Annotated in this window: 29 protein-coding genes and 1 tRNA gene; 6 read left to right on the forward strand and 24 right to left on the reverse strand. The window is 60.8% G+C overall.

The genetic code is table 11. The features are described 5' to 3' along the window. Positions 1–4 precede the first annotated feature (4 nt). From KO539_RS02230 to rpsO, 14 genes are all read right to left on the reverse strand, one after another. The gene (locus KO539_RS02230; protein ID WP_010399733.1) at positions 5–481 is read right to left on the reverse strand and encodes an NADH-quinone oxidoreductase subunit B family protein; all 477 of its coding nucleotides are present in this window, start codon (positions 479–481) and stop codon (positions 5–7) included. 3 nt (positions 482–484) lie between these two features. Then, the gene (locus tag KO539_RS02235) at positions 485–844 is read right to left on the reverse strand and encodes an NADH-quinone oxidoreductase subunit A (RefSeq protein ID WP_010399734.1); all 360 of its coding nucleotides are present in this window, start codon (positions 842–844) and stop codon (positions 485–487) included. A 177-nt stretch (positions 845–1,021) separates the two neighbouring features. Beyond that, a tRNA-Leu gene (locus KO539_RS02240) sits at positions 1,022–1,106 on the reverse strand. 192 nt (positions 1,107–1,298) lie between these two features. Continuing rightward, positions 1,299–1,703: a preprotein translocase subunit SecG gene (secG, locus tag KO539_RS02245; RefSeq protein ID WP_034749996.1), complete on the reverse strand. Its 405-nt coding sequence runs from the start codon at positions 1,701–1,703 to the stop codon at positions 1,299–1,301. A 28-nt stretch (positions 1,704–1,731) separates the two neighbouring features. Further along, a complete protein-coding gene (tpiA, locus tag KO539_RS02250) occupies positions 1,732–2,481 on the reverse strand; it encodes a triose-phosphate isomerase (RefSeq protein ID WP_081922519.1) in 750 nt (249 codons plus the stop codon). Positions 2,482–2,553: 72 nt separating this feature from the next. Then, positions 2,554–3,534 (reverse strand): NAD(P)H-quinone oxidoreductase, encoded by a 981-nt coding sequence (locus tag KO539_RS02255; protein WP_219307134.1) that lies wholly within the window; start codon positions 3,532–3,534, stop codon positions 2,554–2,556. 70 nt (positions 3,535–3,604) lie between these two features. Then, the gene (locus KO539_RS02260) at positions 3,605–4,213 is read right to left on the reverse strand and encodes a tetratricopeptide repeat protein (RefSeq protein WP_219307136.1); all 609 of its coding nucleotides are present in this window, start codon (positions 4,211–4,213) and stop codon (positions 3,605–3,607) included. A 62-nt stretch (positions 4,214–4,275) separates the two neighbouring features. Beyond that, positions 4,276–5,037, reverse strand: coding sequence for a GIN domain-containing protein (locus tag KO539_RS02265; RefSeq protein WP_219307138.1), 762 nt, complete (start codon positions 5,035–5,037; stop codon positions 4,276–4,278). A 109-nt stretch (positions 5,038–5,146) separates the two neighbouring features. Beyond that, positions 5,147–5,356 carry a hypothetical protein gene (locus KO539_RS02270; RefSeq protein ID WP_219307140.1) on the reverse strand — a complete coding sequence of 70 codons (210 nt, stop codon included), beginning with the start codon at positions 5,354–5,356 and terminating at the stop codon, positions 5,147–5,149. Between the two features lie 153 nt (positions 5,357–5,509). After that, positions 5,510–7,459 (reverse strand): methyl-accepting chemotaxis protein, encoded by a 1,950-nt coding sequence (locus tag KO539_RS02275; protein WP_219307142.1) that lies wholly within the window; start codon positions 7,457–7,459, stop codon positions 5,510–5,512. Positions 7,460–7,581: 122 nt separating this feature from the next. Next, positions 7,582–7,878, reverse strand: a complete 297-nt coding sequence (locus KO539_RS02280; protein ID WP_219307143.1) for a hypothetical protein — start codon at positions 7,876–7,878, stop codon at positions 7,582–7,584. 9 nt (positions 7,879–7,887) lie between these two features. Then, complete coding sequence (locus KO539_RS02285; protein WP_219307144.1) at positions 7,888–8,583, reverse strand: hypothetical protein; 696 nt, start codon at positions 8,581–8,583, stop codon at positions 7,888–7,890. Positions 8,584–8,796: 213 nt separating this feature from the next. After that, positions 8,797–10,914, reverse strand: a complete 2,118-nt coding sequence (pnp, locus tag KO539_RS02290; RefSeq protein WP_010399742.1) for a polyribonucleotide nucleotidyltransferase — start codon at positions 10,912–10,914, stop codon at positions 8,797–8,799. A gap of 220 nt (positions 10,915–11,134) precedes the next feature. Then, positions 11,135–11,404 carry a 30S ribosomal protein S15 gene (gene rpsO / locus KO539_RS02295; protein WP_010399743.1) on the reverse strand — a complete coding sequence of 90 codons (270 nt, stop codon included), beginning with the start codon at positions 11,402–11,404 and terminating at the stop codon, positions 11,135–11,137. A gap of 185 nt (positions 11,405–11,589) precedes the next feature. On the opposite strand from rpsO, the gene bamE reads away from it, so the two are divergent. Next, positions 11,590–12,087 (forward strand): outer membrane protein assembly factor BamE, encoded by a 498-nt coding sequence (gene bamE / locus KO539_RS02300; protein WP_219307145.1) that lies wholly within the window; start codon positions 11,590–11,592, stop codon positions 12,085–12,087. An 11-nt stretch (positions 12,088–12,098) separates the two neighbouring features. On the opposite strand, the gene KO539_RS02305 is transcribed toward bamE, so the two are convergent. From KO539_RS02305 to KO539_RS02345, 9 genes are all read right to left on the reverse strand, one after another. Beyond that, positions 12,099–13,643, reverse strand: a complete 1,545-nt coding sequence (locus KO539_RS02305; protein ID WP_219307146.1) for a 2-isopropylmalate synthase — start codon at positions 13,641–13,643, stop codon at positions 12,099–12,101. Between the two features lie 48 nt (positions 13,644–13,691). Continuing rightward, positions 13,692–14,543 (reverse strand): CDP-diacylglycerol--serine O-phosphatidyltransferase, encoded by an 852-nt coding sequence (gene pssA, locus KO539_RS02310; protein ID WP_219307147.1) that lies wholly within the window; start codon positions 14,541–14,543, stop codon positions 13,692–13,694. 157 nt (positions 14,544–14,700) lie between these two features. Next, complete coding sequence (locus KO539_RS02315; RefSeq protein WP_219307148.1) at positions 14,701–15,456, reverse strand: SIMPL domain-containing protein; 756 nt, start codon at positions 15,454–15,456, stop codon at positions 14,701–14,703. Between the two features lie 111 nt (positions 15,457–15,567). Continuing rightward, positions 15,568–16,323 carry an SIMPL domain-containing protein gene (locus KO539_RS02320; RefSeq protein ID WP_219307149.1) on the reverse strand — a complete coding sequence of 252 codons (756 nt, stop codon included), beginning with the start codon at positions 16,321–16,323 and terminating at the stop codon, positions 15,568–15,570. Positions 16,324–16,529: 206 nt separating this feature from the next. Next, positions 16,530–17,768: an MFS transporter gene (locus tag KO539_RS02325; protein ID WP_219307150.1), complete on the reverse strand. Its 1,239-nt coding sequence runs from the start codon at positions 17,766–17,768 to the stop codon at positions 16,530–16,532. Between the two features lie 192 nt (positions 17,769–17,960). After that, the gene (locus tag KO539_RS02330) at positions 17,961–18,371 is read right to left on the reverse strand and encodes a hypothetical protein (RefSeq protein ID WP_219307151.1); all 411 of its coding nucleotides are present in this window, start codon (positions 18,369–18,371) and stop codon (positions 17,961–17,963) included. A 149-nt stretch (positions 18,372–18,520) separates the two neighbouring features. Then, complete coding sequence (gene ilvC / locus KO539_RS02335) at positions 18,521–19,537, reverse strand: ketol-acid reductoisomerase (protein ID WP_034750044.1); 1,017 nt, start codon at positions 19,535–19,537, stop codon at positions 18,521–18,523. Between the two features lie 74 nt (positions 19,538–19,611). Next, positions 19,612–20,103 carry an acetolactate synthase small subunit gene (ilvN, locus tag KO539_RS02340; protein WP_010399754.1) on the reverse strand — a complete coding sequence of 164 codons (492 nt, stop codon included), beginning with the start codon at positions 20,101–20,103 and terminating at the stop codon, positions 19,612–19,614. Positions 20,104–20,105: 2 nt separating this feature from the next. Further along, a complete protein-coding gene (locus tag KO539_RS02345; protein ID WP_219307152.1) occupies positions 20,106–21,836 on the reverse strand; it encodes an acetolactate synthase 3 catalytic subunit in 1,731 nt (576 codons plus the stop codon). A 495-nt stretch (positions 21,837–22,331) separates the two neighbouring features. Here KO539_RS02345 and KO539_RS02350 point away from each other — a divergent pair, with 495 nt between their 5' ends. The 5 genes from KO539_RS02350 (at position 22,332) to KO539_RS02370 (ending at position 25,088) form a co-directional block, all read left to right on the forward strand. Beyond that, the gene (locus KO539_RS02350; RefSeq protein WP_034750048.1) at positions 22,332–22,901 is read left to right on the forward strand and encodes an RNA polymerase sigma factor; all 570 of its coding nucleotides are present in this window, start codon (positions 22,332–22,334) and stop codon (positions 22,899–22,901) included. Then, positions 22,898–23,302, forward strand: a complete 405-nt coding sequence (locus KO539_RS02355) for a DUF3619 family protein (RefSeq protein ID WP_035820561.1) — start codon at positions 22,898–22,900, stop codon at positions 23,300–23,302. Before KO539_RS02350 ends, KO539_RS02355 begins: the two co-directional genes overlap by 4 nt. Continuing rightward, the gene (locus KO539_RS02360; protein ID WP_219307153.1) at positions 23,303–24,070 is read left to right on the forward strand and encodes a DUF3106 domain-containing protein; all 768 of its coding nucleotides are present in this window, start codon (positions 23,303–23,305) and stop codon (positions 24,068–24,070) included. After that, positions 24,060–24,596 carry an RDD family protein gene (locus KO539_RS02365; RefSeq protein ID WP_219307154.1) on the forward strand — a complete coding sequence of 179 codons (537 nt, stop codon included), beginning with the start codon at positions 24,060–24,062 and terminating at the stop codon, positions 24,594–24,596. Before KO539_RS02360 ends, KO539_RS02365 begins: the two co-directional genes overlap by 11 nt. A 63-nt stretch (positions 24,597–24,659) precedes the next feature. Continuing rightward, positions 24,660–25,088, forward strand: a complete 429-nt coding sequence (locus KO539_RS02370; protein ID WP_176388401.1) for a group III truncated hemoglobin — start codon at positions 24,660–24,662, stop codon at positions 25,086–25,088. Here the strand turns inward: KO539_RS02370 and KO539_RS02375 are convergent. Further along, entirely contained in the window at positions 25,085–25,843 is a 759-nt protein-coding gene (locus tag KO539_RS02375) for an rRNA pseudouridine synthase (RefSeq protein ID WP_219307155.1), read from the reverse strand. The genes KO539_RS02370 and KO539_RS02375 overlap by 4 nt on opposite strands. Positions 25,844–25,935: the final 92 nt, after the last annotated feature.

Raw genomic sequence — 25,935 nt, forward strand, 5'->3', positions numbered from 1 at the left:
CCGGTTAGCGTGCGATCGTGCTGGTACGCTTGATCTTGTTCTGCAACTGCATGATGCCGTACAGCAAGGCTTCAGCGGTCGGAGGACAGCCAGGCACATACACGTCGACGGGCACGATGCGGTCGCAACCGCGCACCACGGAATAGGAGTAATGGTAGTACCCGCCGCCATTGGCGCAGGAACCCATCGAGATGACCCAGCGTGGCTCCGCCATCTGGTCGTAGACCTTGCGCAGGGCTGGCGCCATCTTGTTGCACAGGGTGCCGGCAACGATCATGACGTCGGACTGACGCGGCGACGGACGAAACACGACGCCGAAACGGTCCATATCGTAGCGGGCTGCGCCCACATGCATCATTTCGACCGCACAGCAGGCCAGACCGAACGTCATCGGGAACATAGACCCGGTGCGCGCCCAGTTGATCAGCTTGTCGGCCGAGGTGGTGATGAAACCTTCGCTTAATACGCCTTCAATAGCCATGGCTTATTCCCAGTCAAGGGCACCTTTCTTCCAAATGTACCAAAATCCGACCACGAATTCAGCGATGAACACCATCATCGTGACGAAACCGGCCCAGCCCAGGTCGCGCATTGCAACGCCCCATGGGAAAAAGAATGCCGTTTCCAGATCGAACAAAATAAACAGGATTGCGACCAGATAGTAGCGCACATCAAATTTCATGCGCGCGTCTTCGAATGCTTCAAAGCCACATTCGTACGGGGAGAGTTTTGCTGCGTCAGGCTTGTTAGGGCCTAACAGGCGCCCCAGGAGCTGGGGAGCGATACCGACACCAAGGCCGATAATAATGAACAGCAGGACGGGGAAGTAATTTTCGAGGTTCACGATTGATGAGCTTATATTGAACGATCGGTTAAATGAGGACGCTGCGATCATTTGCAGCGTATCTAACGCACGACCCCAATCAAAGCTAAGACCAGGATCGAACGACACATCCTCGTAAAAAAAGCCAGCAACTTTGTACGAGCCATGGCTCGTGCGCCGTTGCTGGCTTCTGATTTCTGGTGCCGACGACGAGACTCGAACTCGTACAGCTTGCGCCACTACCCCCTCAAGATAGCGTGTCTACCAATTTCACCACGTCGGCGGTAAGGCCCGTATTCTACTCTGCTTTGCCGCTAAAGTTAATGCACAAATGCATCAAAACACAGATAAAAACGATAAATTTTTACATCTTCCAGCGCGTCACGATTTTTTCCTGCCGCGCTGCTGAAACATTGAGCAATAATCTGCCCGTAATGAGAATTACTCTCGATGAGGTATCGAGCTCATACAAAAATTACTTAGGGATCGCGCCTGCCGGGGTACTGGCAACCGGTGCCGCCGCTGCCGGAGCGCTGGCAGCCGGAGCTGCCGCAGGCACCGTCGTCGGGATCGCGCCCGCGCCGGTGACCGGCACTGGCTTGACGACTTTATCCATCACGCCGCCGCCGACCGTCGTGGCGCGCTGATTCGCCATCAGCGACAGGGCCAGGGTGGCGCCGAAGAAGATCGCGGCGGCAACGCCCGTCGATTTCGACATGAAGTTCGACGAACCCGTCGCACCGAACAGGCTGCCCGAGGCGCCCGAACCGAAGGCGGCGCCCATGTCGGCACCCTTACCGTGCTGCAACAACACCAGCGCGATAATCGACAATGCCGAAATAACCTGTACTACCACTACCAGATTGAACATCATGTTCATTGCAATTCCATTCTTAGTTTAAAGTAATTCAATCAGCGGCGTGAATAATCGCCAGGAAATCCGCCGCCTTCAATGCCGCTCCACCGATCAGACCGCCATCGATATCCGGCATCGCCATCAATTCTTTTGCGTTCTCCGGCTTCATGCTGCCGCCGTACAGGATTTGCACGCCGGTCGCTGCTACCGCATTCTTTGCCGCCAGCTGGGCGCGCAATACCTGATGCACGTCCTGCGCCATTTGCGGCGTGGCCGTCTTGCCCGTACCGATGGCCCAGACTGGCTCGTAGGCCAGCACCAGTTTCGCCACGTCGTCGGCGGAAATCGCCGCCAGCACGGCGCCCAGTTGCTGCGCCACGACCGCGTCGGTCTGGCCCGCTTCGCGCTGCGCCAGCGTTTCGCCGATGCAGACGATAGGCGTGATGCCCGCCGCCAGCGCCGCAACCGTCTTGGCCGCCACTTGCGCATCGCTCTCGCCATGGTAGGCGCGGCGCTCGGAATGCCCGATCACCACATAGCCGCAGCCAAAATCCTGCAGCATGGCGGTCGAGATTTCGCCCGTGTAAGCGCCGCTGGCATGCGCGGACACATCCTGCGCGCCCCAGCCAAGGGCCGTGCCTGCCAATTGCGCCTGGCACTGCGCCAGATACGGCGCAGGCACACAGACGGCGCTGGCGGCGCCAGAGGCAGCCAGGCCAGCAACTATTTCAGACAATAACACCGCGTTCGAGGTGCGACTGCCGTTCATTTTCCAATTTCCGACGACGAGTTTGCGACGCATAGTAGCCTAAATTCTAATAACCCGTCATTCTAACTCCGGCACCGATGCCGGTCAAACAGGCAGTGCCCCGTTTCAGGCAACTTGCAACATGATCTTGCCCACGTGCGTGCTCGCTTCCATCAGGGCATGCGCCTCGTTGGCTTTTTCCAACGGGAAAGTTTTATAGATCACGGGCTTGATCTTGCCCGCCTCGATCAGCGGCCAGACGGTCGCGCGCAAATGGTTCGCGATGGCCGCCTTGAAGGCGATGGAACGGGGACGCAGGGTGGAACCCGTCACCGTCAGGCGACGGCGCAGCAAGGTGCCCAGGTCCAGTTCCGCCTTGGTGCCACCTTGCACGGCGATCAGGCCGATGCGGCCATCGTCGGCCAGGCAGCTGATCTCGCGCGGCAGGTAGTCGCCGCCCACCATGTCGAGGATGACGTCAACGCCCTTACCACCGGTCAATTCCTTGACGACGGCGACGAAATCTTCCGTGCGGTAATTGATGCCCCGTTCGGCGCCCAGCGCCTCGCAGGCGCGCGCCTTTTCGTCGCTGCCCGCCGTGGCGAAGACGCGATGACCCAGGGCGGCAGCCAATTGAATGGCCGTCACGCCGATGCCGGACGTGCCGCCCTGCACCAATAAGGTTTCACCATCGGCCAGCGCGCAGCGGTCGAAGACATTGCTCCAGACGGTAAAGAAATTTTCCGGCAGGGACGCGCCTTCCAGCGCCGTCAAGCCTTTGGGCAAGGGCAGGCACTGGCCGGCGGGCGCGGCGCAGTATTCGGCATAGCCGCCGCCCTGCACCAGCGCGCAGACGAGGTCGCCTTTTTTGAATTCAGTGTTGCTGAAATCGCCATCGACGACTTCGCCCGCCACTTCCAGGCCCGGCAAGTCGGAGGCGCCGGGTGGCGGCGCATACTTGCCCAGGCGCTGCAGCACGTCGGGACGGTTGATGCCGGCCGCGTGCACCTTGATCAGCAGCTCTCCGGCTTTGAAGGCGGGAACGGGAGACTCGACGATCTGCAAAACGTCGGCGGGACCTGGCTGGCTGATGGCAACTGCACGCATGGCGGGACTCTTTCAAGGGAAAACGGCGATTGTACGCCAAGCCGTCCACCCTTGCAGGGAGCCTCCCGCCCTAGGCGCCGCCCGTCTTCGACTGGCGCGGCAAGGGCGTGCCCGGCTTCCATTTCGCCGACAGCGCTTGCCCTTCCTCGACTTGCTCATGCGTCATCTTGCGCACTACGGCGGCGCGCTGGTCGGCCGCATTTACGTTGCCATTCGCCGCCGCCAGATTCCACAGCATGTAGGCGATGACGTTGTCCTGCTGCACACCGCCCATGTGGTAGCGGTACATCAGGCCCAGCACCTGCTGCGCCTCGGCATGGTTCTGCTCGGCCGCCTTGCGGAACCAGCCGACGGCCTGTTTATGATCCTGCAGCACGGCGTTGCCCGTGTAATACATGGCGCCCACGACATACTGGGCATCGGCCTTGCCCTGCTCGGCCGCCTTGCGGTGCCAGAACATGGCTTGCTTGTAGTCCTGCGGCAAGCCCCGTCCCATGTAATACATCAAGCCCAGCAAATGCTGGGCATCGGCGTTGCCAGTCTTGGCTAGTGGCAATATTTCCTTGTAGGCTAGCGCGTAATTCTTGTTGTTGTAGGCGCTGGCGCCTTCGGCGAAGCCAGCCCGCGCGGGTAGCTGTATCGTCAACAGCATGAGTAATGTAATGATCAGTTTTTTCATCGGAATGGGATGTGGTCTGACTACTTGTTCTTGTCCTGCCAAAGGCCTGCGGCAGGATGCTTTTACTTCCAGCTGACTTTGCCCAGGCCCTCGACGGTGACATCGCGGTTGACCGGCTTGCCGTACACCACCACCGAACCGAGCCCGCTCAAGTTCAGCTTGGCATTCGTATGGGCGTTCACCGTGGCGTTGCCGAGGCCGCTCAATTCCAGGTTGACGGCGTCCGCTTCGAATTGCTGCGCATTCAGGCTGCCCAGGCCGCCCAGGCTGGCTTTCAGCATGCGCCCGCGTCCGCCCAGCACCACCGAGCCGGCGCCCTGCAAGTCCAGTTCGGCCCGCTCATTGTTGCCTATCCATATTTGCATGCTGCCCACGCCGCCCAGGCTGGCGTTGAGCTTGCGGTAGTCGCCCACCAGCTTGATGCTGCCCGCCCCTTCCAGCGACAGGGTCAGTTCCTCGCCCTTGAAACCCGTGATGTCCGTGCTGCCGAAGCCTTCCGAACTGAGTTCGCGCAAGTTCGGCAGGACCAGGTCGGCGCGGATCGACGAAGGGCCGATCTTGAAGCCGCGCACTTCCGTTTCGATGTGCAGGGTATCGCCGCTTTGCGCCGTGCTGACATCGGCGATGTAGCGCTTGTCGGCCGTGATGCTCAAGGACGCCACGTTGCCCTGGCGAATGCGTACTTCCATCACACCATCGAGCTTGACGCGCACCACGCGGGCGTCGACGTTGCGCATTTCCAGCAGGCGGGTCTCGGCGGCCGCGCCGCGCACCAGGCCCAACGTCGCCAGGAACAGCAGCGCCAGTTGCAGTGTCTTTTTCATGTAGAGCATCCTCGGTATCTTGTTTTTATGTGTCGCGGCACCCTCGTGGGGCTTGCGCGCATTGCCATTGACTGCCACTGTAGCAGCAGCAAAAATTGCTGACAATCAATTATGCGAAACGGGCTTTTTCAGTAGCGCTCAGGCGCTTGGCCTTGACCACCACCACGTGCATGGCAGCCTTGTCCGCTGGCGCGGCCAGGGTGACGGTGGAGCTGGCCACTTGCAGGGCCGGGGCGGCCGGGGCGATGGTGTAGCAGCTGGCGCCGAGCACGATGGCGGCGGCAACGGCGATGACTTCCATGTTTTTAGCGACGTTCATGTGAATCTCCTCGGGTGTCTGGCAGTGGGCTTGCGGTATGGTGTGACTATAGCCATACCGCCCCCGGCAGACACGCCGATTGCGACGAACTGCGCTTTTGGCAGGCTGGCCTGACAAAAACGCGGATGAACGCGCAGATCGCTAAGCGTTTTCTTAAAACTCTTCCCACTCGTCGGCGCCGGACTTGGCCGCCTTGACGGACTTGGCCGGCGACGGCGCGCGGACCGGCGCACGCGGCGCAAGGGCACGAACGGCTGGCGTCGCCTTGAGGCGCGTCACGGGCGCGGATGCCGCAGCAGGCGCATCGCCCAGGCGGAACATGCCGACGGCTTGCGCCAGGTCCACGGCCTGCTCCTGCAGGCTTTCCGCGGCGGCGGCCGCTTGCTCGACGAGGGCCGCGTTTTGCTGTGTCATGGTATCCATGTGCGTGACGGCCGTATTGATCTCGCCGATGCCGGCGCTCTGTTCGCGGCTGGCCACCGTGATCTCGCTCATGATGGTCGTCAATTGCTGCACCGACGCCACCACCTGATCCATGGTCTGGCCCGCTTCATTAACGAGGCGCCCGCCCGCATCCACTTTTTCCACCGAATCGCCGATCAGTTCCTTGATTTCCTTGGCCGCGCCGGCGGAGCGTTGCGCCAGGTTGCGCACTTCGGATGCCACCACGGCAAAGCCCCTGCCCTGCTCGCCCGCGCGCGCCGCCTCGACGGCCGCGTTCAGGGCCAGGATATTCGTCTGGAAGGCAATGCCGTCGATCACGCCGATGATGTCGACGATCTTGCGCGAGCTTTCCTGGATGCCGGCCATGGTGCCGACCACTTGCTGTACCACCCGGCCGCCCTTGGCCGCCACTTCCGAGGCGGATACGGCCAGCTCATTGGCCGCGTGCGCGTTTTCCGCATTCTGCTTGACGGTCGAGGTCAGCTCATCCATCGAGCTGGCCGTTTCTTCCAGCGCGCCCGCCTGCGCTTCCGTGCGCGAAGACAGGTCGGCATTACCGGCGGCAATATCGGCCGACTCGCTGCGCACCAGGGTGCTGATGCTGCGGATCTGCACCAGTACGGTGGCAATCTTTTCGACAAACAAGTTAAATGCTTTGGCGATCTGCGCCAGCTCGTCCGAACCTTCCGCGTCGAGGCGGCTGGTCAGGTCGCCGTCGCCCGTGGCGATCGCTTCCATCGCATCGCGCACCAGGCCCAGGCGGCGCAGGGCGCGCGCCACCAGCACGCTCAATACCGTGGCGGCCAGGGCCAGCACCAGCAAGGCCGTCAAGGCCGAGGCGCGCAGCATGGAGCTCAATGCCTGCGTCGCTTCTGCGCGGTCGAGCACGGTAGCCAGCAGCCAGTCGCTGCCCGGCACTTTACTTACATGCAAGATACCGTTACGGTCGCCCAGACGAATGGCGGCGCCATCACCGCTCTTTTCGATATCGGCCAGCGCCTGCGCGCTCAGGCCAGGGTCCAGCTCGGCCAAAGGTTTCAGGGTCAGCTTGCCGTCCGGGTGGGCGATGATCTTGCCGCCGCCATCGACGAGGAAGGCATAGCTGGACGCCGTCGGCTTGATCGAGGCAACGTTTTGCACCACCGCATCCATCATCACGTCGGCCGCCATCACGCCCGTCACGCTGCCCTTGCCGCCCAGCGGCTCGGCAAACGTCACCACCAGCTTGCCCGTGCTGGCGCCGATATACGGCGCCGTAATGATGGGGCCGCCCACCTCGGACGCCAGCTTGTACCAGGGGCGCGCCGTGGGATCATAGTCGGCGGCGCGCTTGCGCTCCTGCGAAAACACGGCGTGCTTGTCGGCAAAGCCGATATACGCCATGTCGAACGTGCCAGCCTGCTCGGCCGCCTTGAGGGCCGGCAGCGGGTCGGCCGCCGTGGCGCCCTGCTTGAGCGAGCCGACGACGGCTTGCTTGGAACGCAGCCATTCGGCGATGGCTTGCGCGTGGCTGTGCGACAACTGCAGCATCTGCGTGTCGAGCGCAGCCAGGGTGCTGGACCGCGTCGTGAAGAAATTGGCGATGGCGACGGCCAGCATGGCCAGCACGACGATGGAAACGGCGATGGCGATCAGCCGCGCCTTAAGGGAGGACAACATGGTGCATCCAATAAAAAAAGGGGAAATCGGGAGGGATGCACCATGGTCGGGGAATAAGATTTTGTCGTCAAGCAATACTGACAGTCAATTACCCATAAACAACAATTGATACCATATATAAATCAAGTCTCGCCGCGCAGCTTGCGCAGGGCCGGCGAGTCGCCACCCGTTGCCTCGATGCGGAAGCGGGCAAATGCCTGCTCCAGCTCGGGGTAGCGGCGCAGACTGCCTTCGTTAAAGTAGCGCCCGCCGGGGATATCGCCCCATGCCAGCGGCGCGGTCAAGGCCCCGCTGCCCGCCAGGGCCAGCAGCGGCTCGAGCGCACTGCGCAGGTCGGCCACTTCCGTATCGGCGCCCGCCAGGCGCCCCAGCACTTGCTCCAGCTCGGCGGCGCGGGCTTGCAGGCTCTGTTGATCCATCATCGCTCCTCAATTCTTGATCGTACCGATCAGCACAGGGGCCGACCACAGGCTGCGGTTGGGCAATAAATACTGCTGCGCCCCACCCTTGCGCCGCACCAGCCCGCCCAACTCTTGCGTCGGCGCCACCTGGCTGACAAACACGTTGACAGTGCCCTTGGGCATGATCTGATACACATCATACAGCGGCGCCTCGCTCTTCATGGGCAAGCCGAAGCAGTCGGCCAGGGTGGCGCAGCGGCTGGATGCCTGCTGCAATTGCGCGCTGGTGGTGAAATACGGCGAGTACGGCGACACATTCTGGCCATGCGGCACGATTTTCACCAATGCGGCCGACATGGCTTGCAGGTCGGGCAAGGTGCTGCCGGAAGCGAGCTGCTCGACCGCGCGCGCATAAATCGTCTCGGCCGGCGCGGCGGGATCGGCGGTGCGCAGCTCGCGCAGGAATTGCTGCCCTGGCCCACTATCGAGATAGGGATCGATGGCTGCGCGCTGCAAGCCCGCCGTCTTGAAGGTGCTGAGGTCATTGATTTCGCGCGCATGCACGGCGCGCAAGGCGTCGAGGTCTTGCGCCGGCATGGCCGCGGACGCGGCGGCGATGGGGATGGGCAGCGGCACCGGCGTCGGCGCGTTGTCCAGCTGCGCCCAGGCGCCGGGTGAAACGGCAAGCAGAAAGGCGGCGGCCAGCCCGCGGAATGTGCGCATGCTGCATCTCCTTGGAAGACTCGTTCAGGGGAAAATCCCCTCCGAATCTACAAGGCGCGGCGGCGGCCGATACGCGCTGGATCAAGCCCGATGCACAATCCGGCATCCACCTTCGATACAGCGCAAACAAGGCGCAAAAAAACCGCCAGGGCTTGCGCGCTGGCGGTTCTTGAACATGCGGCCGAGGCCGCAGTCAGGCGAATCTGAAGGAAATTAAGCGGCTGGCGCTTCGTTGCCTTCAGCAGCTTTCATCGACAGTTTCAGGCGGCCGCGGTCGTCCGTTTCCAGCACTTTGACGCGAACCAGCTGGCCTTCTTTCAGGTAGTCGGCCACGGCGTTGACGCGCTCGTTGGCGATCTGCGAGATGTGCAGCAAGCCGTCTTTGCCTGGCATGACTTGCACGATGGCGCCGAAGTCCAGCAGTTTCAGCACAGTGCCTTCGTAGGTCTTGCCCACTTCGACGGAAGCGGTCAGTTCTTCGATGCGGCGCTTGGCTTCCTGGCCGGCAGCAGCGTCGACGGAAGCGATGGTGACCACGCCTTCGTCGCTGATGTCGATCTGGGTGCCCGTCTCTTCGGTCAGCGCGCGAATCACGGCGCCGCCCTTGCCGATCACGTCACGGATTTTTTCCGGGTTGATCTTGATGGTGATCAGACGCGGTGCGAAATCGGACAGTTCGGTTTTGACGTGCGGCATGGCTTTTTGCATTTCGCCCAGGATGTGCTCGCGGCCTTCCTTGGCTTGCGCCAGTGCCACTTGCATGATTTCCTTGGTGATGCCCATGATCTTGATGTCCATCTGCAGCGCCGTGATACCGTTGCGGGTACCGGCTACCTTGAAGTCCATGTCGCCCAGGTGATCTTCGTCGCCCAGGATGTCGGACAGCACGGCAAACTTGCCGCCTTCCTTGATCAGGCCCATGGCGATACCTGCCACGTGTTCTTTCATCGGCACGCCGGCGTCCATCAGTGCCAGGCAGCCGCCGCAGACGGAAGCCATCGACGAGGAACCGTTCGATTCCGTGATTTCCGATACCAGACGCACCGAGTAGCTGAACTCTTCAGCTGCCGGCAGGGCAGCGATCAGCGCGCGCTTGGCCAGGCGGCCGTGGCCGATTTCGCGGCGTTTCGGCGTACCGACACGGCCCGTTTCGCCGGTGGCGAACGGAGGCATGTTGTAATGCAGCATGAACGAATCGGTGAACTCGCCCATCAGCGCATCGATCTTCTGGCTGTCGCGGGCGGTACCCAACGTTGCCACGACCAGCGCTTGCGTTTCGCCGCGCGTGAACAGGGCCGAACCGTGGGTGCGTGGCAGCACGCTGGTGCGGATCGAGATCGGACGCACGGTGCGCGTGTCGCGGCCGTCGATGCGTGGCTCGCCGTCCAGGATTTGCGTACGCACGATTTTCGCTTCGATATCGAACAGGATGTTGTTCACTTCAGCGCTGTCAATCGACGCGCCGCCAGCGGCAGCCGCTTCGGCCGAAAGGTCGGCGATCACTTCCGACGTCGCTGCTTTCAGCTTGGCCGTACGCTCTTGCTTGTCCTTGGTTTGATACGCGTCATTGATCTTGGCGTTGGCGAAATGCGCGACGCGGGCGATCAGTGCTTCGTTTTTCGGCGCAGGCGCCCATTCCACTTCCGGCTTGCCGCCGTCACGCACCAGGTCGTGAATCGCGTCGATGACAACTTTCATCTGGTCGTGGCCGAAGACCACGGCGCCCAGCATGATTTCTTCGGACAGCTGTTTCGCTTCCGATTCGACCATCAGCACGGCCGTTTCGGTACCGGCGACAACCAGGTCCATTTCCGACGTTTTCAGTTGCTGGACGGTCGGGTTCAGGATGTACTGGCCATTCGCGTAACCGACGCGCGCGGCGCCGATAGGACCGTTGAAAGGCACGCCCGATACGCACAGGGCGGCCGATGCGCCGATCATGGCGGCGATGTCCGGATCGATTTCAGGGTTGACCGACAGCACGTGAATGATGACTTGCACTTCATTCAGGTAACCTTCCGGGAACAGCGGACGGATAGGACGGTCGATCAGACGCGATGTCAGTGTTTCTTTTTCGGAAGGACGGCCTTCGCGCTTGAAAAAACCGCCCGGGATTTTACCGGCAGCATAGGTTTTCTCGACATAATCAACCGTCAAAGGGAAGAAATCCTGGCCTGGCTTGGCATCTTTGCGTGCCACCACCGTTGCCAGAACGACGGTATCTTCGATCGACACCAGCACTGCGCCGGAAGCCTGACGTGCGATTTCGCCGGTTTCCAGGGTCACTTGGTGTTGACCGTACTGGAAGGTTTTCGTAACTTTGTTAAACATGGGGTATCCCTTTTCTAATTGCCGACAGATTTTCAGGGGCTGTCGTTCACCTCACCACAGGCGGCGGAAACATCGTTGCCGCCTTTACTACTTTACTTTTAAAACATGATATCGGTAGAGAATACTGTACTTCTCGACATAAATCCGGAATTCAAATGACAAAATGCCCGCGTCAGCGAACTGGCGCAGGCATTTCTGTATAAACCTTGTACGGCAAAAATTACTTGCGCAGACCAAGTTTAGCGATCAGGTCGCGATAACGGGTAGCGTCTTTAGCCTTCAGGTAGGACAACAGGCTCTTACGACGGTTGACCATCATGATCAGGCCGCGGCGGGAGTGGTGATCTTTCGAGTGGGCTTTGAAGTGGCCGTTCAGTTCGTTGATGCGAGCTGTCAGCAGTGCAACTTGCACTTCAGGGGAGCCGGTGTCGTTTTGACCACGTGCGTTGTCCGCGATGATAGCGGCTTTGTTGATGTTTTCTACTGTCATGATAAACCTTTCACATGCGGTGCACAGAGTCTGAACCCTATCCACCGTGAACTACGATTATTAAAATACTGGCCTATGCTGCCAACCAGACGCGCAAGTATATCGGAAAAATGCCCGCCTGTATCCTGCCGTGCGCGCTTTTCTCGGTGCATGATAGGGTTTTCCTGCATTTCAGGAGGTCAACCATGAAAAAACTGCTCAAATCAGCAACACCGCTGCTGTTTGCCGCGCTGGCCGGCTGCGCCAGCTGGAACGTCCCGGCGCCCCAGCCGGGCGAAGCGCGCGCCGCCGTGGAAGCACGCCTGGGCCGGCCAAGCAATATCTATCAACTGCCCACGGGTGCGGAACTCGAATACGCGACGGGCCCGTACGGCCAGTACACCTACATGGCGCGCTTCGGCCCTGACGACAGGTTAATTTCCTACGAGCAAGTGCTCGACACACCGGGCTTTGCCCGCATCAAGGTGGGCGTATCGACCCAGCAAGACGTGCTGCACACCCTGGGCCGCCCGACGGAAACCTCGTACCTGTCGCTGCCGAAACTGCACGTCTGGTCCTACCGCTACAAGGAGTCGGGCGTGTGGGATTCCATGATGCACGTGCACTTCGACCACGACGGCATCGTGCGCATGATGATGAACGGGCCCGATCCGGCCAAGGAAGAGCGCCGCTTTTTCTGGTAGTTAGCGCCCCCTCACGGCTGGGGATCGATCCGCTCATCCTTGGCGTGTAATTTGTTCAATGCCGACAAATACGCCTTGGCCGACGCGACGATGATATCCGGGTCGGCGCCCACGCCATTGACGATGCGCCCGTCGCGCGACAGCCGCATCGTCACTTCGCCCTGCGACTGCGTACCCGTGCTGATGGCGTTGACGGAGAACAGGACCAGCTCGGCACCGCTGGCGGCCGCGCTTTCGATGGCGTTGACGGTGGCGTCGACGGGACCGTCGCCCTGCCCTTCGCAACTGCGCTGCACGCCGCCGACGAGAAACTCCACGCGCGCATGCGGTACGGCGCCCGTCGTCGACTGCTGTGTCAGGGAAATGAAACGGTAGTGCTCACTCTCCTGCGCCTGCTGCTCCTCGCTGACGAGGGCCATGATGTCTTCGTCGAAAATCTCGGATTTCCGGTCCGCCAGCTCCTTGAAGCGCAGGAAAGCCGCGTTGACTTCCGCCTCCGATTCGAGCGCGATGCCCAGCTCGTGCAGCCGCTGCTTGAACGCATTGCGCCCCGACAATTTGCCAAGGACGATCTTGTTGGCCGTCCAGCCCACGTCTTCGGCGCGCATGATTTCATACGTTTCACGCGCTTTTAAAATGCCATCCTGGTGGATGCCGGACGCGTGCGCGAAGGCGTTCGCGCCGACGACGGCCTTGTTCGGCTGCACGGCAAAGCCCGTGATCTGCGACACCATTTTGGACGCGGCCACGATCTGCGTCGTGTCGATGCCCACCGTCAAGTTGTAATAGGCGGCGCGCGTGCGCAGCGCCATCACCACTTCTTCCAGCGCCGTGTTGCCGGCCCGCTCGCCGAGGCCATTGACCGTACACTCGATCTGCCGCGCGCCGCCGATCATGACGCCAGCCAGCGAATTGGCCACAGCCAGGCCCAGGTCATTATGACAATGCACGGACCAGATGGCTTTATCGGAGTTTGGTATGCGTTCGCGCAAGCGCTTGATGGTGGCGCCAAAGATTTCCGGCACGGCATAGCCCACGGTATCGGGGAAATTGATGGTGGTGGCGCCCTCGGCGATCACGCCTTCCAGCACGCGGCAGAGAAAATCCTCGTCGGAGCGGCTGCCGTCTTCGGGGCTGAATTCGATATCGTCCGTGAACTGGCGCGCGTAGCGCACGGCGTTTTGCGCCTGCGTCAGCACTTGCTCTGGCGTCATGCGCAGCTTGATCTGCATGTGCAGGGGCGAGGTGGCGATGAACGTGTGGATGCGCTTGCGCTCGGCTGGCGCCAGGGCTTCGGCGGCGCGGGCGATATCGCGGTCGTTGGCGCGCGACAGCGAACAGATGGTGGACTCGCGCACGGCGCCGGCAATCGCCCGTATCGACTCGAAGTCGCCTTGCGAGGCGGCGGCGAAGCCCGCTTCGATCACGTCGACCTTCAGCCGTTCGAGCTGCTTGGCGATGCGCAGCTTTTCCTCGCGCGTCATGGAAGCGCCCGGCGATTGCTCGCCGTCGCGCAAGGTGGTGTCAAAAATGATGAGTCGGTTGCTGGTGTTCATGGCTGCTCCTGGCTGGCTGAAGACTGGCGACGCTACCGACTCAGCGCATCAATGCTCGGGGTCGGTCTGGATGATGCTGACGGGCTTGCCCTTCGCCATGCGCCAGAAAAACACGGCGTAGCCGGACAGGCCATAGGCGACGAAAATCGGGAACAGCACTTTCGGCGGGTCGATGGAAATGAGCGCAAAGAACAATGCCAGCAGGAATACCACGATGAAAGGCACGGACTTGCGGAAATTCACATCCTTGAAGCTGTAGAACGGCACGTTGGTGACCATGGTCAGGCCGGAGAACAGGGCGATCGTCCACGACACCCAGGCCAGCTGGTTGCCGGCAAATTCCAGGTCGTTCATCAGCAGGATGAAGCCGGCCACCATGGCCGCTGCCGCCGGGCTGGGCAAGCCCTGGAAGAAGCGCTTGTCGACCACGGCGATATTCGTGTTGAAGCGGGCCAGACGCAAGGCGGCGCCGGCGCAATACACGAAGGCGGCCAGCCAGCCCAGCTTGCCCATGCCGCGCAGCGACCATTCGTAGATCACCAGCGCCGGTGCGGCGCCGAACGAGACCATATCGGACAGGCTGTCGTACTGGGCGCCGAATTCGCTCTGCGTATTCGTCAGGCGCGCGATGCGGCCGTCGAGGCCGTCGAGGATCATGGCGATGAAGATGGCCCAGGCCGCGTGTTCGAATTTCTGGTTCATGGCCATGACGATGGCGTAGAAGCCGCAAAACAGGGCTGCCGTCGTGAAGGCATTCGGCAACAGATAGATGCCGCGGCGGCGCAAGGTTTTCTTGCCCGCGCCATCGGCCACCGGCTGGCGCACGAATTTGCTGAAGCGGGACGCTTTGGATGTTGCGGGAGTGCCGTTCTTGCCTCTACGACGGGGGAAGTTTGCCATGTTGTTCCATATCTTGTGTACTGCGGGGGAATCGGTGCCAGATAGCGGGTGCATGACTGTCATGGCATGCGCCCGCCGATATTGCCATTATAGAGGAGCCACCGCCAAAGAAAAGCGCGGCGGCGTCAAGCCGGCAATATTGACGCCTGTTCAAGCATTATTTGAACTTGACCTTCGCCACCAGGCCCATGTTCAGGGTCGTTTCGCCCGGCTCGAAGCTCGGTTCGGCCACCTGGCTGCCACCATAGCTTGCAACGTCGGCGCTCATGTTGCGTGCGCCGGTCACATTGACGCGCTGCGCGTAATTACCCGAACCTTCGAAATCGATGGTGTCGATCACGGCGTCATTGACATTGCGGCCCATGGCGCCGGCGATGGCGGCCACGCGTTCGTTGAGGTTTTTATAGGCGGCGGCGATGCGCTGATCGTCGAGCTTGCGGATGGTGGCGGGCGCCAGGCCGAAGTTCAAACGGTTCAGGGTCAGCACGCCTTGCGCCGCGGAAACAGTTTTCGGCAAGGCGGCCAGGTTGGTCGTCGTTACCTGCAGGTACTGGCCCACTCGCCAGCCGGTCGGCACTCTGGGCTTGGCGGCGACGCCAGGCGGCAGCGGCGCCGTTTCCGGGTACACGGCATACGTGTAATAGCCCTGGGTTTTCAGCACGGCTTGCGGATCGGCTTTCTTGACGATGGCCGCGCCCTGGTTCATCTTCTGGTTCACGCGCGAGGCGGCGGCGGCCTTGTCCTTGTCCTGCTCTTCGATGGCCAGGGTGACGGTCACCTGGTCGTTCGCATGCACCACTTCGCCATTCGCGGGCACCACCACGAGGGTGCCGGAGGTGGGCAAGGTCTGGGCTTGGGCGCTCAGGGCAACGGTAGCGGCGGCGGCGGCCAGCAGTGATTTCATGACGGTCATGGTGTTCTCCTGGAAAATATGGGGGCAAAAACAAGCATGGGGCCAACAGCCCCATGATTTTTAAAACATTTTATTGTGGAAGTATTTCCACGCTAATAAGCTTACTTCAGCTTACTTGAACTTGACCTTGCCGACGACACGCATGTCGAGCGTCGTTTCGCCTGGTTCGAAGCTTGGTTCGGCGACGGTGCTGTCTTCGCTCATCTTGGCGCTGCGCATCATCATCGGTGCGGCGGCGGCACGGTTTTCGGTGACATAGTTGCCCGAACCTTCGAAGTCCACCGTATCGAGCACGGCGTCGGAGACGTTGCGGCCCATGGCCTTGGCGATGGCAGCCACGCGCTCGTTCAGGTTTTTATACGTGGCGGCGATGCGCTGGTCATCGAGCAGGCGGATGGTTTCCGGTTTCAGGCCGAAATTCAAGCCATTCAGAGTCAGCACGCCTTGCGCCGCCGACACGGTTTTTGGCAAGGTCGCCAGGTTGGCCGTCGTCACTTCCAGGTACTGGCCGACACGCCAGGCCGTAGGCAAGCGCGGCTTGGCCACGGCGCCAGCCGGCAATGGGCGCTCTTCCGGATACACGGGATAGGTGTAGTAGCCGTACGATTTCAGCGCTGCCGACGGGTCGGCCTGCTTGACGATGGCGATGCCCTTGTTCATCTTCTGGTTGACACGCGACGCGGCGGCAGCCTTGTCCTTGTCCTGTTCTTCAACGGCCAGGGTAGCGACCACCTGGTCATTGACATGCTTGACTTCGCCAAATGCGGGTACGACCACCAGGGTGCCGTTGGTTGGCAAGGATTGGGCTTGCGCGCTCAGGGCAACGGTGGCTGCGGCGGCAACAAGGACGGATTTCATCACGGTCATGGGGGTACTCCTAGGTAGTTAATGTGGCTGACAGCCAGCGAAAGGGACGCTTTTGCCATCCCTTTCGCCTGAGAAACTTGTCAAACTGTGTAGATTCTAACGCCTCATTCATAACCGTGGCGCAAATTAACAAATCGTCACAAAATGCGCCCGCCAGTCACATCTGCTCACATTTCAACACACTGTCATCATAAATAACAATGTTATTAGTGTCCGACCACCGTGCCGCCGCTGCGCCGGCCCGGCTTGAAACTGTGGCGATGCGCGCGACAGGCAATGGTCAATGCCACCATCAGCAAGGCCAGCATGGCCCACGGGAACGAAGCCGCACCATAGCCGTCGAGCAGCAAGCCTCCGGCCAGGCCGCCGCCCGCAATGGCCACGTTCCAGATGGTCGCCACCATGGCTTGCGCCACGTCCATGCCATCGCCGGCCGCGTCCGCCGACGCCGTCTGCAGCAAGGTACCGGCGCCGCCGAAGGTGATGCCCCAGATGGCCATGCTGACATAGATCACGGCAGGCGAGTCCATCGCCAGCCCCAGCGCCACCATCACAAGGGCCAAGGCGGCGATGCAGCCCAGCACGAGCGGGCGCAGCCAGCGGTCGATCAGCTGGCTGACCAGCCAGATGCCAGCCAGCGAACCCACGCCATACACGAGCAGCACCAGGTCGACGCGCGGGCGCAGGCCGGACGGCGCCAGGAACGGTGCGATGTAGGTATACAGAATGTTATGCGCCAGCATCCAGGCGACGATGACGGCCAGAATCGGCCGCACACCCGGCGTCAGGAACACCTGGCGAATCGACAGGCGCTCGCCATTCTTTTGCCCCGGATAATCGGGTACGACCAGCAGCACCCACGCGACCAGCACCACGGCCAGGCCCGACATGATGCCGAAGATGCTGCGCCAGCCCAGCACGCCGCCCATCAGGGTGCCCAGCGGCACGCCCAGCGACAGAGCCAGCGGCGTGCCGATCATGGCAATGGCCATCGCCCTGCCCTGCTGTTCCACGCTCACCATGCGGCGCGCGTAGCCGGCCATCAAGCCCCAGGCCAGCCCGGCGGCCATGCCCGTGACGAAGCGCGAGGCCAGGGCAACCATATAGTTGGGCGACAGGGCTGTCGCCGTATTGAAGATCAAGAAACCGATGATGGCCAGCAGCAAGACATTGCGCCGGCGCCAGCCGCTCGTCAGTGCCGTCAGCGGGATCGCCGTCAGGATGGAGCCGATGGCGTAGACGGTCACCAGCTGGCCCGTCATGACTTCGGAGATATTCAAATCACGGGCAATCTGCGGCAGCAAGCCGGCCGGCAAGGTTTCCGACAGGAGGGCGAGAAACGCCGTCATGGCCAAGGCCAGCAAGGCCAGGACGGGAAGCCGTTCGGAAATGGAAGATTCTGCAGTGCCCGGCATGGGTACTGTGGCGGTAATGCGGTCAGTCATAGGGGTCCTTCAGGTTGCCAAGCGGCTGATCAATTAGCGCCTGGCGTGCTACAAAAGCGGTGATGCGCGTTGCGGTCGGCAGATACCGAAACAGATGCAGTCCATGTAAAACTGCAAAGGAAGGGCGGGATTATATAGGAATATAAAAAAACAGGAGGCGGGCGAAAAGCGTGCGCGCCAAAACAACCGCGCTCACGCTGGCGTCATGCAGGCATCATTGGCCGCCTTGCGTGGCGAAAACCAGGCATTCGATTTCGGACTGTACAGCAAGGCGCAGATGACGGCGAACAGGAGCGCGCCAGGCAAGACGTGCATTTTGACCGGCAAGGTCGCCAGGCAGATCACAATATCGATCACGCCCCACACCAGATACACGGTGCGCGCGCCACGCTGCCTTTGCAGCATGGCCAGCGCTGCCACCAGGTTAATGCTCATGCTGAAAAGCAAAATCGCGTATTGCGCCTCGGCGGGAATCACGCTGTGCCCCATTGCGGCCTGCATGGCGGGATCGTTGCGGCCGAGGTAGGACGAGACCAGCGCTGACAGTGAGCCGAAAATCAGAAACCAGCAGCTGATGGTCACCAGGAAGGGGCGCTTGAGCACATGAAGATTCCCGACAAAAACTTTAGAAAAAACAAGCATGATGCTGACGGTAGGATTGAATGGGCCTGATTGTAACGGATGTTGCTGGCAAAACGATGCGCATAAAAAAAGCCGGCTTGCGCCGGCTTCTTGTAAAGAACGATAACTGCTTAGTTTTTCGACTGGTCAACCATCTTGTTCTTGGCGATCCAAGGCATCATGGCGCGCAGTTTCGCGCCCACTTCTTCGATCTGGTGCTCGGACGTCAGACGGCGGCGCGAGATCAGGGTTGGTGCGCCTGCCTTGTTTTCCAGGATGAAGCTCTTCGCGTATTCGCCCGTTTGAATGTCTTTCAGGCATTGACGCATCGCATCCTTGGTGGCCGACGTCACAACCTTAGGACCGGTCACGTATTCGCCGTATTCGGCGTTGTTCGAGATCGAGTAGTTCATGTTGGCGATGCCGCCTTCATAGATCAGGTCGACGATCAGTTTCAGTTCGTGCAAGCACTCGAAATACGCCATTTCAGGCGCGTAGCCCGCTTCCGTCAGGGTTTCGAAGCCGGCCTTGATCAGTTCCACGGCGCCGCCGCACAGCACGGCTTGTTCGCCGAACAGATCCGTTTCGGTTTCTTCACGGAAATTCGTTTCGATGATGCCGGCACGGCCGCCGCCGTTGGCCGAGGCGTACGACAGGGCGATATCGCGGGCGATGCCCGATTTATCCTGGTACACGGCGATCAGGTGGGGCACGCCGCCACCCTGGGTGTAGGTGGCGCGCACGGTGTGGCCCGGGGCTTTCGGCGCAACCATGATCACGTCCAGGTCGGCGCGTGGCACGACTTGGCCGTAATGCACGTTGAAGCCGTGGGCGAAGGCCAGCACGGCGCCCTGCTTGGCGAACGGGGCGATGTTTTCGTTGTAGACCTGAGCGATGTTTTCATCCGGCAGCAAGATCATGATGACGTCGGCAGCTTTCACGGCGTCGTTGACTTCCGCCACTTTCAGGCCGGCTTGCTCGACCTTGGTCCACGAAGCGCCGCCCTTGCGCAGGCCGACGGTGACGTTGACGCCCGAATCGTTCAGGTTTTGTGCGTGTGCATGGCCTTGCGAACCGTAGCCGATGATGGCAACGTTTTTACCTTTGATCAAGGAGAGGTCAGCGTCTTTGTCGTAAAAAACTTTCATGGTATTTCCTATAATTTGATGATGCGTTGTTGTTTTAAATGCGGCGCCAGGGCCGCGTAGTGCTGCTTATCTTTTTATACTTTGAGGATGCGTTCGCCGCGGCCGATGCCGGAACCACCCGTGCGGACGGTTTCCAGGATGGCGGCGCGGTCGATCGAATCGATGAACGCGTCGAGCTTGACCTTGTTGCCGGTCAGTTCGATCGTGTACGTCTTTTCGGTGACATCGATGATGCGGCCACGGAAGATATCGGCGGTGCGCTTCATTTCCTCGCGCTCCTTGCCCACGGCACGAACCTTGATCAGCATCAACTCGCGTTCGATATGCTGGCCTTCGGTCAGGTCCACCACTTTCACCACTTCGATGAGGCGGTTCAAGTGCTTGGTGATCTGCTCGATGATGTCGTCCGAACCGCTGGTGACGATGGTCATGCGCGACAGGGTCGAGTCTTCCGTCGGCGCCACCGTCAATGTTTCGATGTTGTAGCCGCGTGCCGAGAACAGGCCCACCACGCGCGACAGGGCGCCCGCTTCGTTTTCCAGCAAGACAGAAATAATATGGCGCATGATTAGAGGTCCTCCGAGCCGAGCATCATTTCGGACAGGCCTTTGCCGGCTTTCACCATGGGCCACACGTTTTCGGACTGGTCGGTAATGAAGTTCATGAATACCAGCCTGTCTTTCATGCCAAACGCCTCTTTCAGGGCGCCGTCGACGTCGCCCGGTTTTTCAATTTTCATGCCCACGTGGCCATACGCTTCCGCCAGCTTTTCGAAATCGGGCAGCGAATCCATGTACGACTCGGAATAACGCGAACCGTAATCGATTTCCTGCCACTGGCGCACCATGCCAAGGAAACGGTTGTTGAGCATGATGATCTTCGGCGTCAGGTGGTACTGCTTGCACGTTGCCAATTCCTGGATGCACATCTGGATCGAACCTTCGCCCGTGATGCAGGCAACGGTGGCGTCCGGATTGGCCATCTGCACGCCCATGGCGTATGGCAAGCCGACACCCATGGTGCCCAGGCCGCCGGAATTGATCCAGCGGCGCGGCTTGTCAAAGCCATAGTATTGCGCGGCCCACATCTGGTGCTGGCCCACGTCGGACGTGATGAAGGCATCGCCCTTGGTGATCTGGAATACCTTTTCCACCACCGATTGCGGCTTGATGACCAGGTCGGAAGTCGGGTATTTCAGGCATTCGCGGCCACGCCATTCGGCGATCTGCTTCCACCAGTTGCTCAGGGCATTGACGTTCGGCTTGGCTTCGGCCGCGTCGAGTTGCGCGAGGAACTCGATCAGCACGTCCTTGACGTTGCCGACGATGGGGATATCAACCTTGACGCGCTTGGAAATCGACGATGGATCGATGTCCACGTGGATGATCTTGCGCGGATGCGAGGCGAAATGTTTCGGGTTGCCGATCACGCGGTCATCGAAACGGGCGCCGATGGCGATCAGCACGTCGCAGTTCTGCATCGCCATGTTCGCTTCATAGGTGCCGTGCATGCCGGGCATGCCGACATATTGCTCGCTCGAGGCGCGGTAGCCGCCCAGGCCCATCAAGGTGTTGGTGCACGGGAAACCCAGGCGGTCAACCAGCTTGTTCAGCTCGGCCGAGGCGTTCGCCAGGATCACGCCGCCGCCCGTGTAGATCATCGGGCGCTCGGCTTGCAGCAACAGCTGCACGGCCTTGCGGATCTGGCCCGAGTGGCCCTTGTCGACGGGACGGTAGGAACGCATCTCGACTTCCTTCGGATAGTCGAAATGGCATTTGTGCATGCTGATATCCTTGGGGATATCGACCAGCACGGGTCCCGGACGGCCGGTACGGGCGATGAAGAAGGCTTTCTTGATCGTCGATGCCAGGTCCTTGACGTCCTTGACGAGGAAGTTGTGCTTGACGACGGGGCGCGTGATGCCGACCGTGTCGCATTCCTGGAACGCATCCTGTCCGATGGCGTGGCTCGGCACCTGGCCGGAGATCACCACCATGGGAATCGAGTCCATGTACGCGGTCGACAAGCCCGTGACGGCATTCGTGACGCCCGGACCGGACGTGACGATGGCGACACCGACTTTGTTCGAGCTGCGCGAATAGGCATCGGCGGCGTGGATCGCGGCCTGCTCGTGGCGTACCAGGATATGCTGGAATTTGTTTTGCTGGAAGATGGCGTCGTAGATGTAGAGTACGGCTCCGCCCGGGTATCCAAAGACGTGCTCGACGCCCTCTTCAGCCAGACAGCGCACGACAATTTCTGCGCCGGTAATGGGTCCTGCTGCTGCTTCGGTATTCATGAAACATTCCTTTCAAGGTCCATTGGAGATTGATCGGATGTTCTTTCCTGACGAAGTTCGCCGTGCGCGACAGTGCTCCTGCTTCCCTTTTCATGCGGTCACGACATTTCTTTGGGCACCCATAGATACCTTACAAAACAACGCTTAACGCAACTCGTTTGGCCGGAGTTTCTGTGGCGCCTGTACGAACCGCTCGCGCTTGTGGCGCGGGTTAGAACAAACTGCCTACAAATGAAAGCGCGTCTTGCCGCGGATGGCCTTGTGTGCCGGTCGCGACCTGACCATAGGGCTTTGGGGTGTTCAAAGCGTCCCATACGTTATCGCGTTGCACCATTATGGTCAAGGAAAATGTCGGCCGAAAGGCCATTTCGCCCGCACGCCGTGCAAAAACCCTGCGGAAACGCACATTTTTTGCTAGCATGCACGGGGTTGCAAAAAGCATACCCGCCCCAATTCGCCCACCGCCCCCGCAGCCGCTAAGATCCCCAATACCGCATGGCAACAGACAAAGAATTATCCGACTTTCTAGAAAATGTCGAGCGGCGCGCCTTCAAGCAAGCCGCCTACGCGGTCCGCAAGGAAGAGTCGGCACTCGACATCGTGCAGGACGCCATGATCAAGCTGGCCGAAAAGTACGGCGACAAGCCGGCCGCCGAACTGCCGATGCTGTTCCAGCGCATCCTGCAGAACACCATACTCGACTATTTCCGCCGCGAAAAAGTGCGCAACACCTGGGTCAGCCTGTTTTCCGGCATGAAGCCTTCGGGCGACGAGCATGAAGATTTTGATATACTTGACACATATGAATCGGAACAGGGCTCCAGCGCCGCCGAATCGTCGGCCGACCAGGTCGAACGCGCGCAAATGCTTGATTTGATTGATGCAGAGGTACAAAAACTGCCTTCACGTCAACGCGAAGCCTTCCTCATGCGTTACTGGCAGGACATGGATGTGGCTGAAACAGCGGAAGCGATGGGTTGCTCCGAAGGTAGCGTGAAAACACATTGCTCTAGAGCTACCCACACGCTCGCCGAATCGCTGAAAGCCAAGGGAATTAAATTATGAACACCGACGATCTCAATTTCGCTTACAAAGTGCGCCATGCACTGAACGAAAAACTCGACGACCTGCCCGCATCGGCCACCGATCGCCTGGCAGCGGCACGCAAGCTGGCCCTGTCGCGCAAAAAGGCGGACGCGCCCGCCGCCGTCGCCGTACGCAAGGACGTCTTCGCCGGCATCGCCAGCAGCCTGTTCGTCGAACCGCTGTCGTGGCTGGGCCGCATGAGCGTCATCATCCCCCTGCTGCTGCTCGTTGGCGGCCTGGTGGGCATCTATCAGTTTGAGCAGGAACAACATATTGCCGAACTGGCAGAAATCGACGCCGCCGTCCTGTCGGACGAATTGCCGCTCTCCGCCTATATGGACCATGGCTTCAACGCCTACCTGACGAAACGCGAGCAATAAATGGCACGCACGAGCGTACGCAAAGGCTGGCTGGCCGGCGGCATCGGCCTGGGTGCCTGCGCCCTGGCGGGCGCCGCCTGGGTAGGCGCGCAGCAACATGCCGCTCCCGCCGCCCCTCCCGTGGCGGCCGCGCCCGTGGTGGCGCCAGCCCCGGCCGCCAAGCCCGGCTCGCCCCGCACGGCCGGCAAAGGCAGCACGCCCAAGGCGGGCGAGAATCCATCGTGGAACAAGCTGTCGCGCGCGCAGCAGGAAGCCCTGCAGCCGCTGGCCGGCGAATGGAACAAGCTGGAACCGCTGCGCAAGCAGAAATGGCTCGATATCGCCAACCGTTTCGCGTCCATGACACCAGACGAGCAAACCCGCGTGCATGACCGCATGCGCGAATGGGTCAAGCTGACGCCGGAACAGCGCCGCCTCGTGCGCGAAAACTATACGCGCACGAAAAAGATTGATCCGGGTCAAAAAACCGCGCAATGGGAGCAATACCAGCAATTGCCGGAAGATCAAAAGAAAAAGCTGGCGACGGAACTCGTGCCGAAAAAACCGCTGGGTAAAGTGCCGGCGATCAATTCGAATACGAGCAAGCCGCCCGTGATTCTGCCGCCCGCCACGCCGGCAGCGCCTGCCGTCGCCGCACCCGTCCTGCCGCCCGCTCCCGCAGCGACGGCCGTGCCGGCAAGCGACCCTGCCGCCACCACACCACCCGCCGCCGCCGTGCCCGTCACGCCACCTGTTACGTCTGCCCCACTGCCAAGCAATGTCAAATAGCACGCCTGCCGCCAGCATCACTTCCCATCCCACGATCAAGCGCCGCCTGATTTCCATGGTGTACGAGTCGCTGCTGGCTCTGGCCGTGCTCTTTTTACCGTTTCTGCTGTTTGAACTGGCCGTGCAAGGCGCACATACGCCGTTGACGGAACACATGCGCCAATGCCTGGCCTTCCTCGTCATGGGCGCGTATTTCATCCATCAGTGGAGCCGCGAAGGGCAAACCCTGGCCATGAAGACGTGGCGCCTGAAAGTCGTGCTGCCGGGCCACGCCCACGTGCCGCTGCGCGTGGCCGCCTACCGTTACGTCCTGTCATGGATGTGGCTGCTGCCCGCGCTCGTGGCGGCGTATGCCTTCGACCTGCAGCACTGGACAGCTCTGGGCGCCATCGGCGTCGGCATCCTGGCCTGGTCTGGCACAGCCCTGTTCACGGGCAATGGGCAATTCCTGCACGACAAGCTGGCGGGCACGCAAATCGTGCAATTGCCGGCACCGGCGAAGAAGTCGAAGAAAGTCGCCGCCTGAGTTTTTATGCGGCTTGACCTGGGTCATTGAAGCGCCACGGGGGCTCTGCGATCATGGCATGCCATGAATAATACCGCCCCCCTCCCCCACACCCGCTTCGCTCCCTACCGCGAGGAAGTCTGCAGCGAAGACGAAGTCAAACACCTCGTCCACACCTTTTATGCGGCCGCGCGCGACGACGCCATGCTGGGCCCCATCTTTGCCGCCGAGGTCAAGGATTGGGATGCCCACCTGGCAACATTGGTCGATTTCTGGTCAGGCTTGCTGCGCGGCACCATGCGCTACCACGGCAAGCCGCTGGCCCAGCACGCGCAAATGGAACACCTCACGCCCTGCATGTTCCGCCGCTGGCTGACCCTGTTCTTCGCCACGACGGAAAGCATGGGCAATGCGGCCCTGCAAGAGAAGGCCGATACCATCGCCTTGAATATCGCCGAACGGCTCTGGAAAAGCTTTGCGGAAAGCCATTCCATCGTGGCGCCGCAGCTTTAGAAGCGTTCGTAGCCTTGCAGATAGCGCCACTGGCCTGACGGCATGGCGCCCATCGAAATACGGCCGATGCGCAAGCGCTTCATGGCGACGACGTCCAGTCCCACCATCTTGCACATATGGGCGATCTGGCCCGGCTGCACGTTTTTCAAGGCAAAGCGCAAACGCGTTTCATTTTGCCAGCTGACCTTGATCGGCGGCAAAGGCTTGCCATTGAAGGGCAAGCCGTGATTCAGCAGCGCCAGGCCATTCTCGGCGATGGCACCCGACACTTCCACGATGAATTCCTGCTCCACCGTTTTCGCTTCGTCGACCAGCTTGCGGGCCACGCGAAAATCCTGCGTAAACACCAGCAAACCGGAGGCCATGGTCTCGAGCGGATTGGTGATGGTCAGGCCGATCAGATGACGCTTGAGGAAGCGCGTGACGGAGCTGGGCGCCACATTTTCCGGCGTGAAAATCTCTTCGGGACGCAAACAGCTCAATGCCGGCTTGCCTTCGCTACCCACGCCGCCGTTGATCCAGGCCGGCTTGTGCAGCAAAATCGTCACGGGCGGCATTTCTTCCAGGGTCGCGTTCGGCAGCAGCACCACCGTTTGATTGTCGGCCACGCGCGCGCCCGACTCTTCCACCAGCACGCCATCGACCGTGACCCAGCCGCCCTCGATATACAGCTCGGCCTCGCGGCGCGAACAGGGTACGTCTTCAGACAGGCGCTTGGCCAGGCGGACGGTGGGCATTTCGATTGGTGTGGTCATGAAGAGGCGCAAAAAGCAAGGGAGGAGAAAGCCGGTATTGTAACCGACCCGCTCCTCCCCTCTTGTTGACGTTGTTGCTGATTGCCCGCTGA

Origin of the sequence: Janthinobacterium sp. NKUCC06_STL, assembly GCF_019345455.1 — a bacterium.
Taxonomy (GTDB): domain Bacteria; phylum Pseudomonadota; class Gammaproteobacteria; order Burkholderiales; family Burkholderiaceae_D; genus Janthinobacterium; species Janthinobacterium rivuli.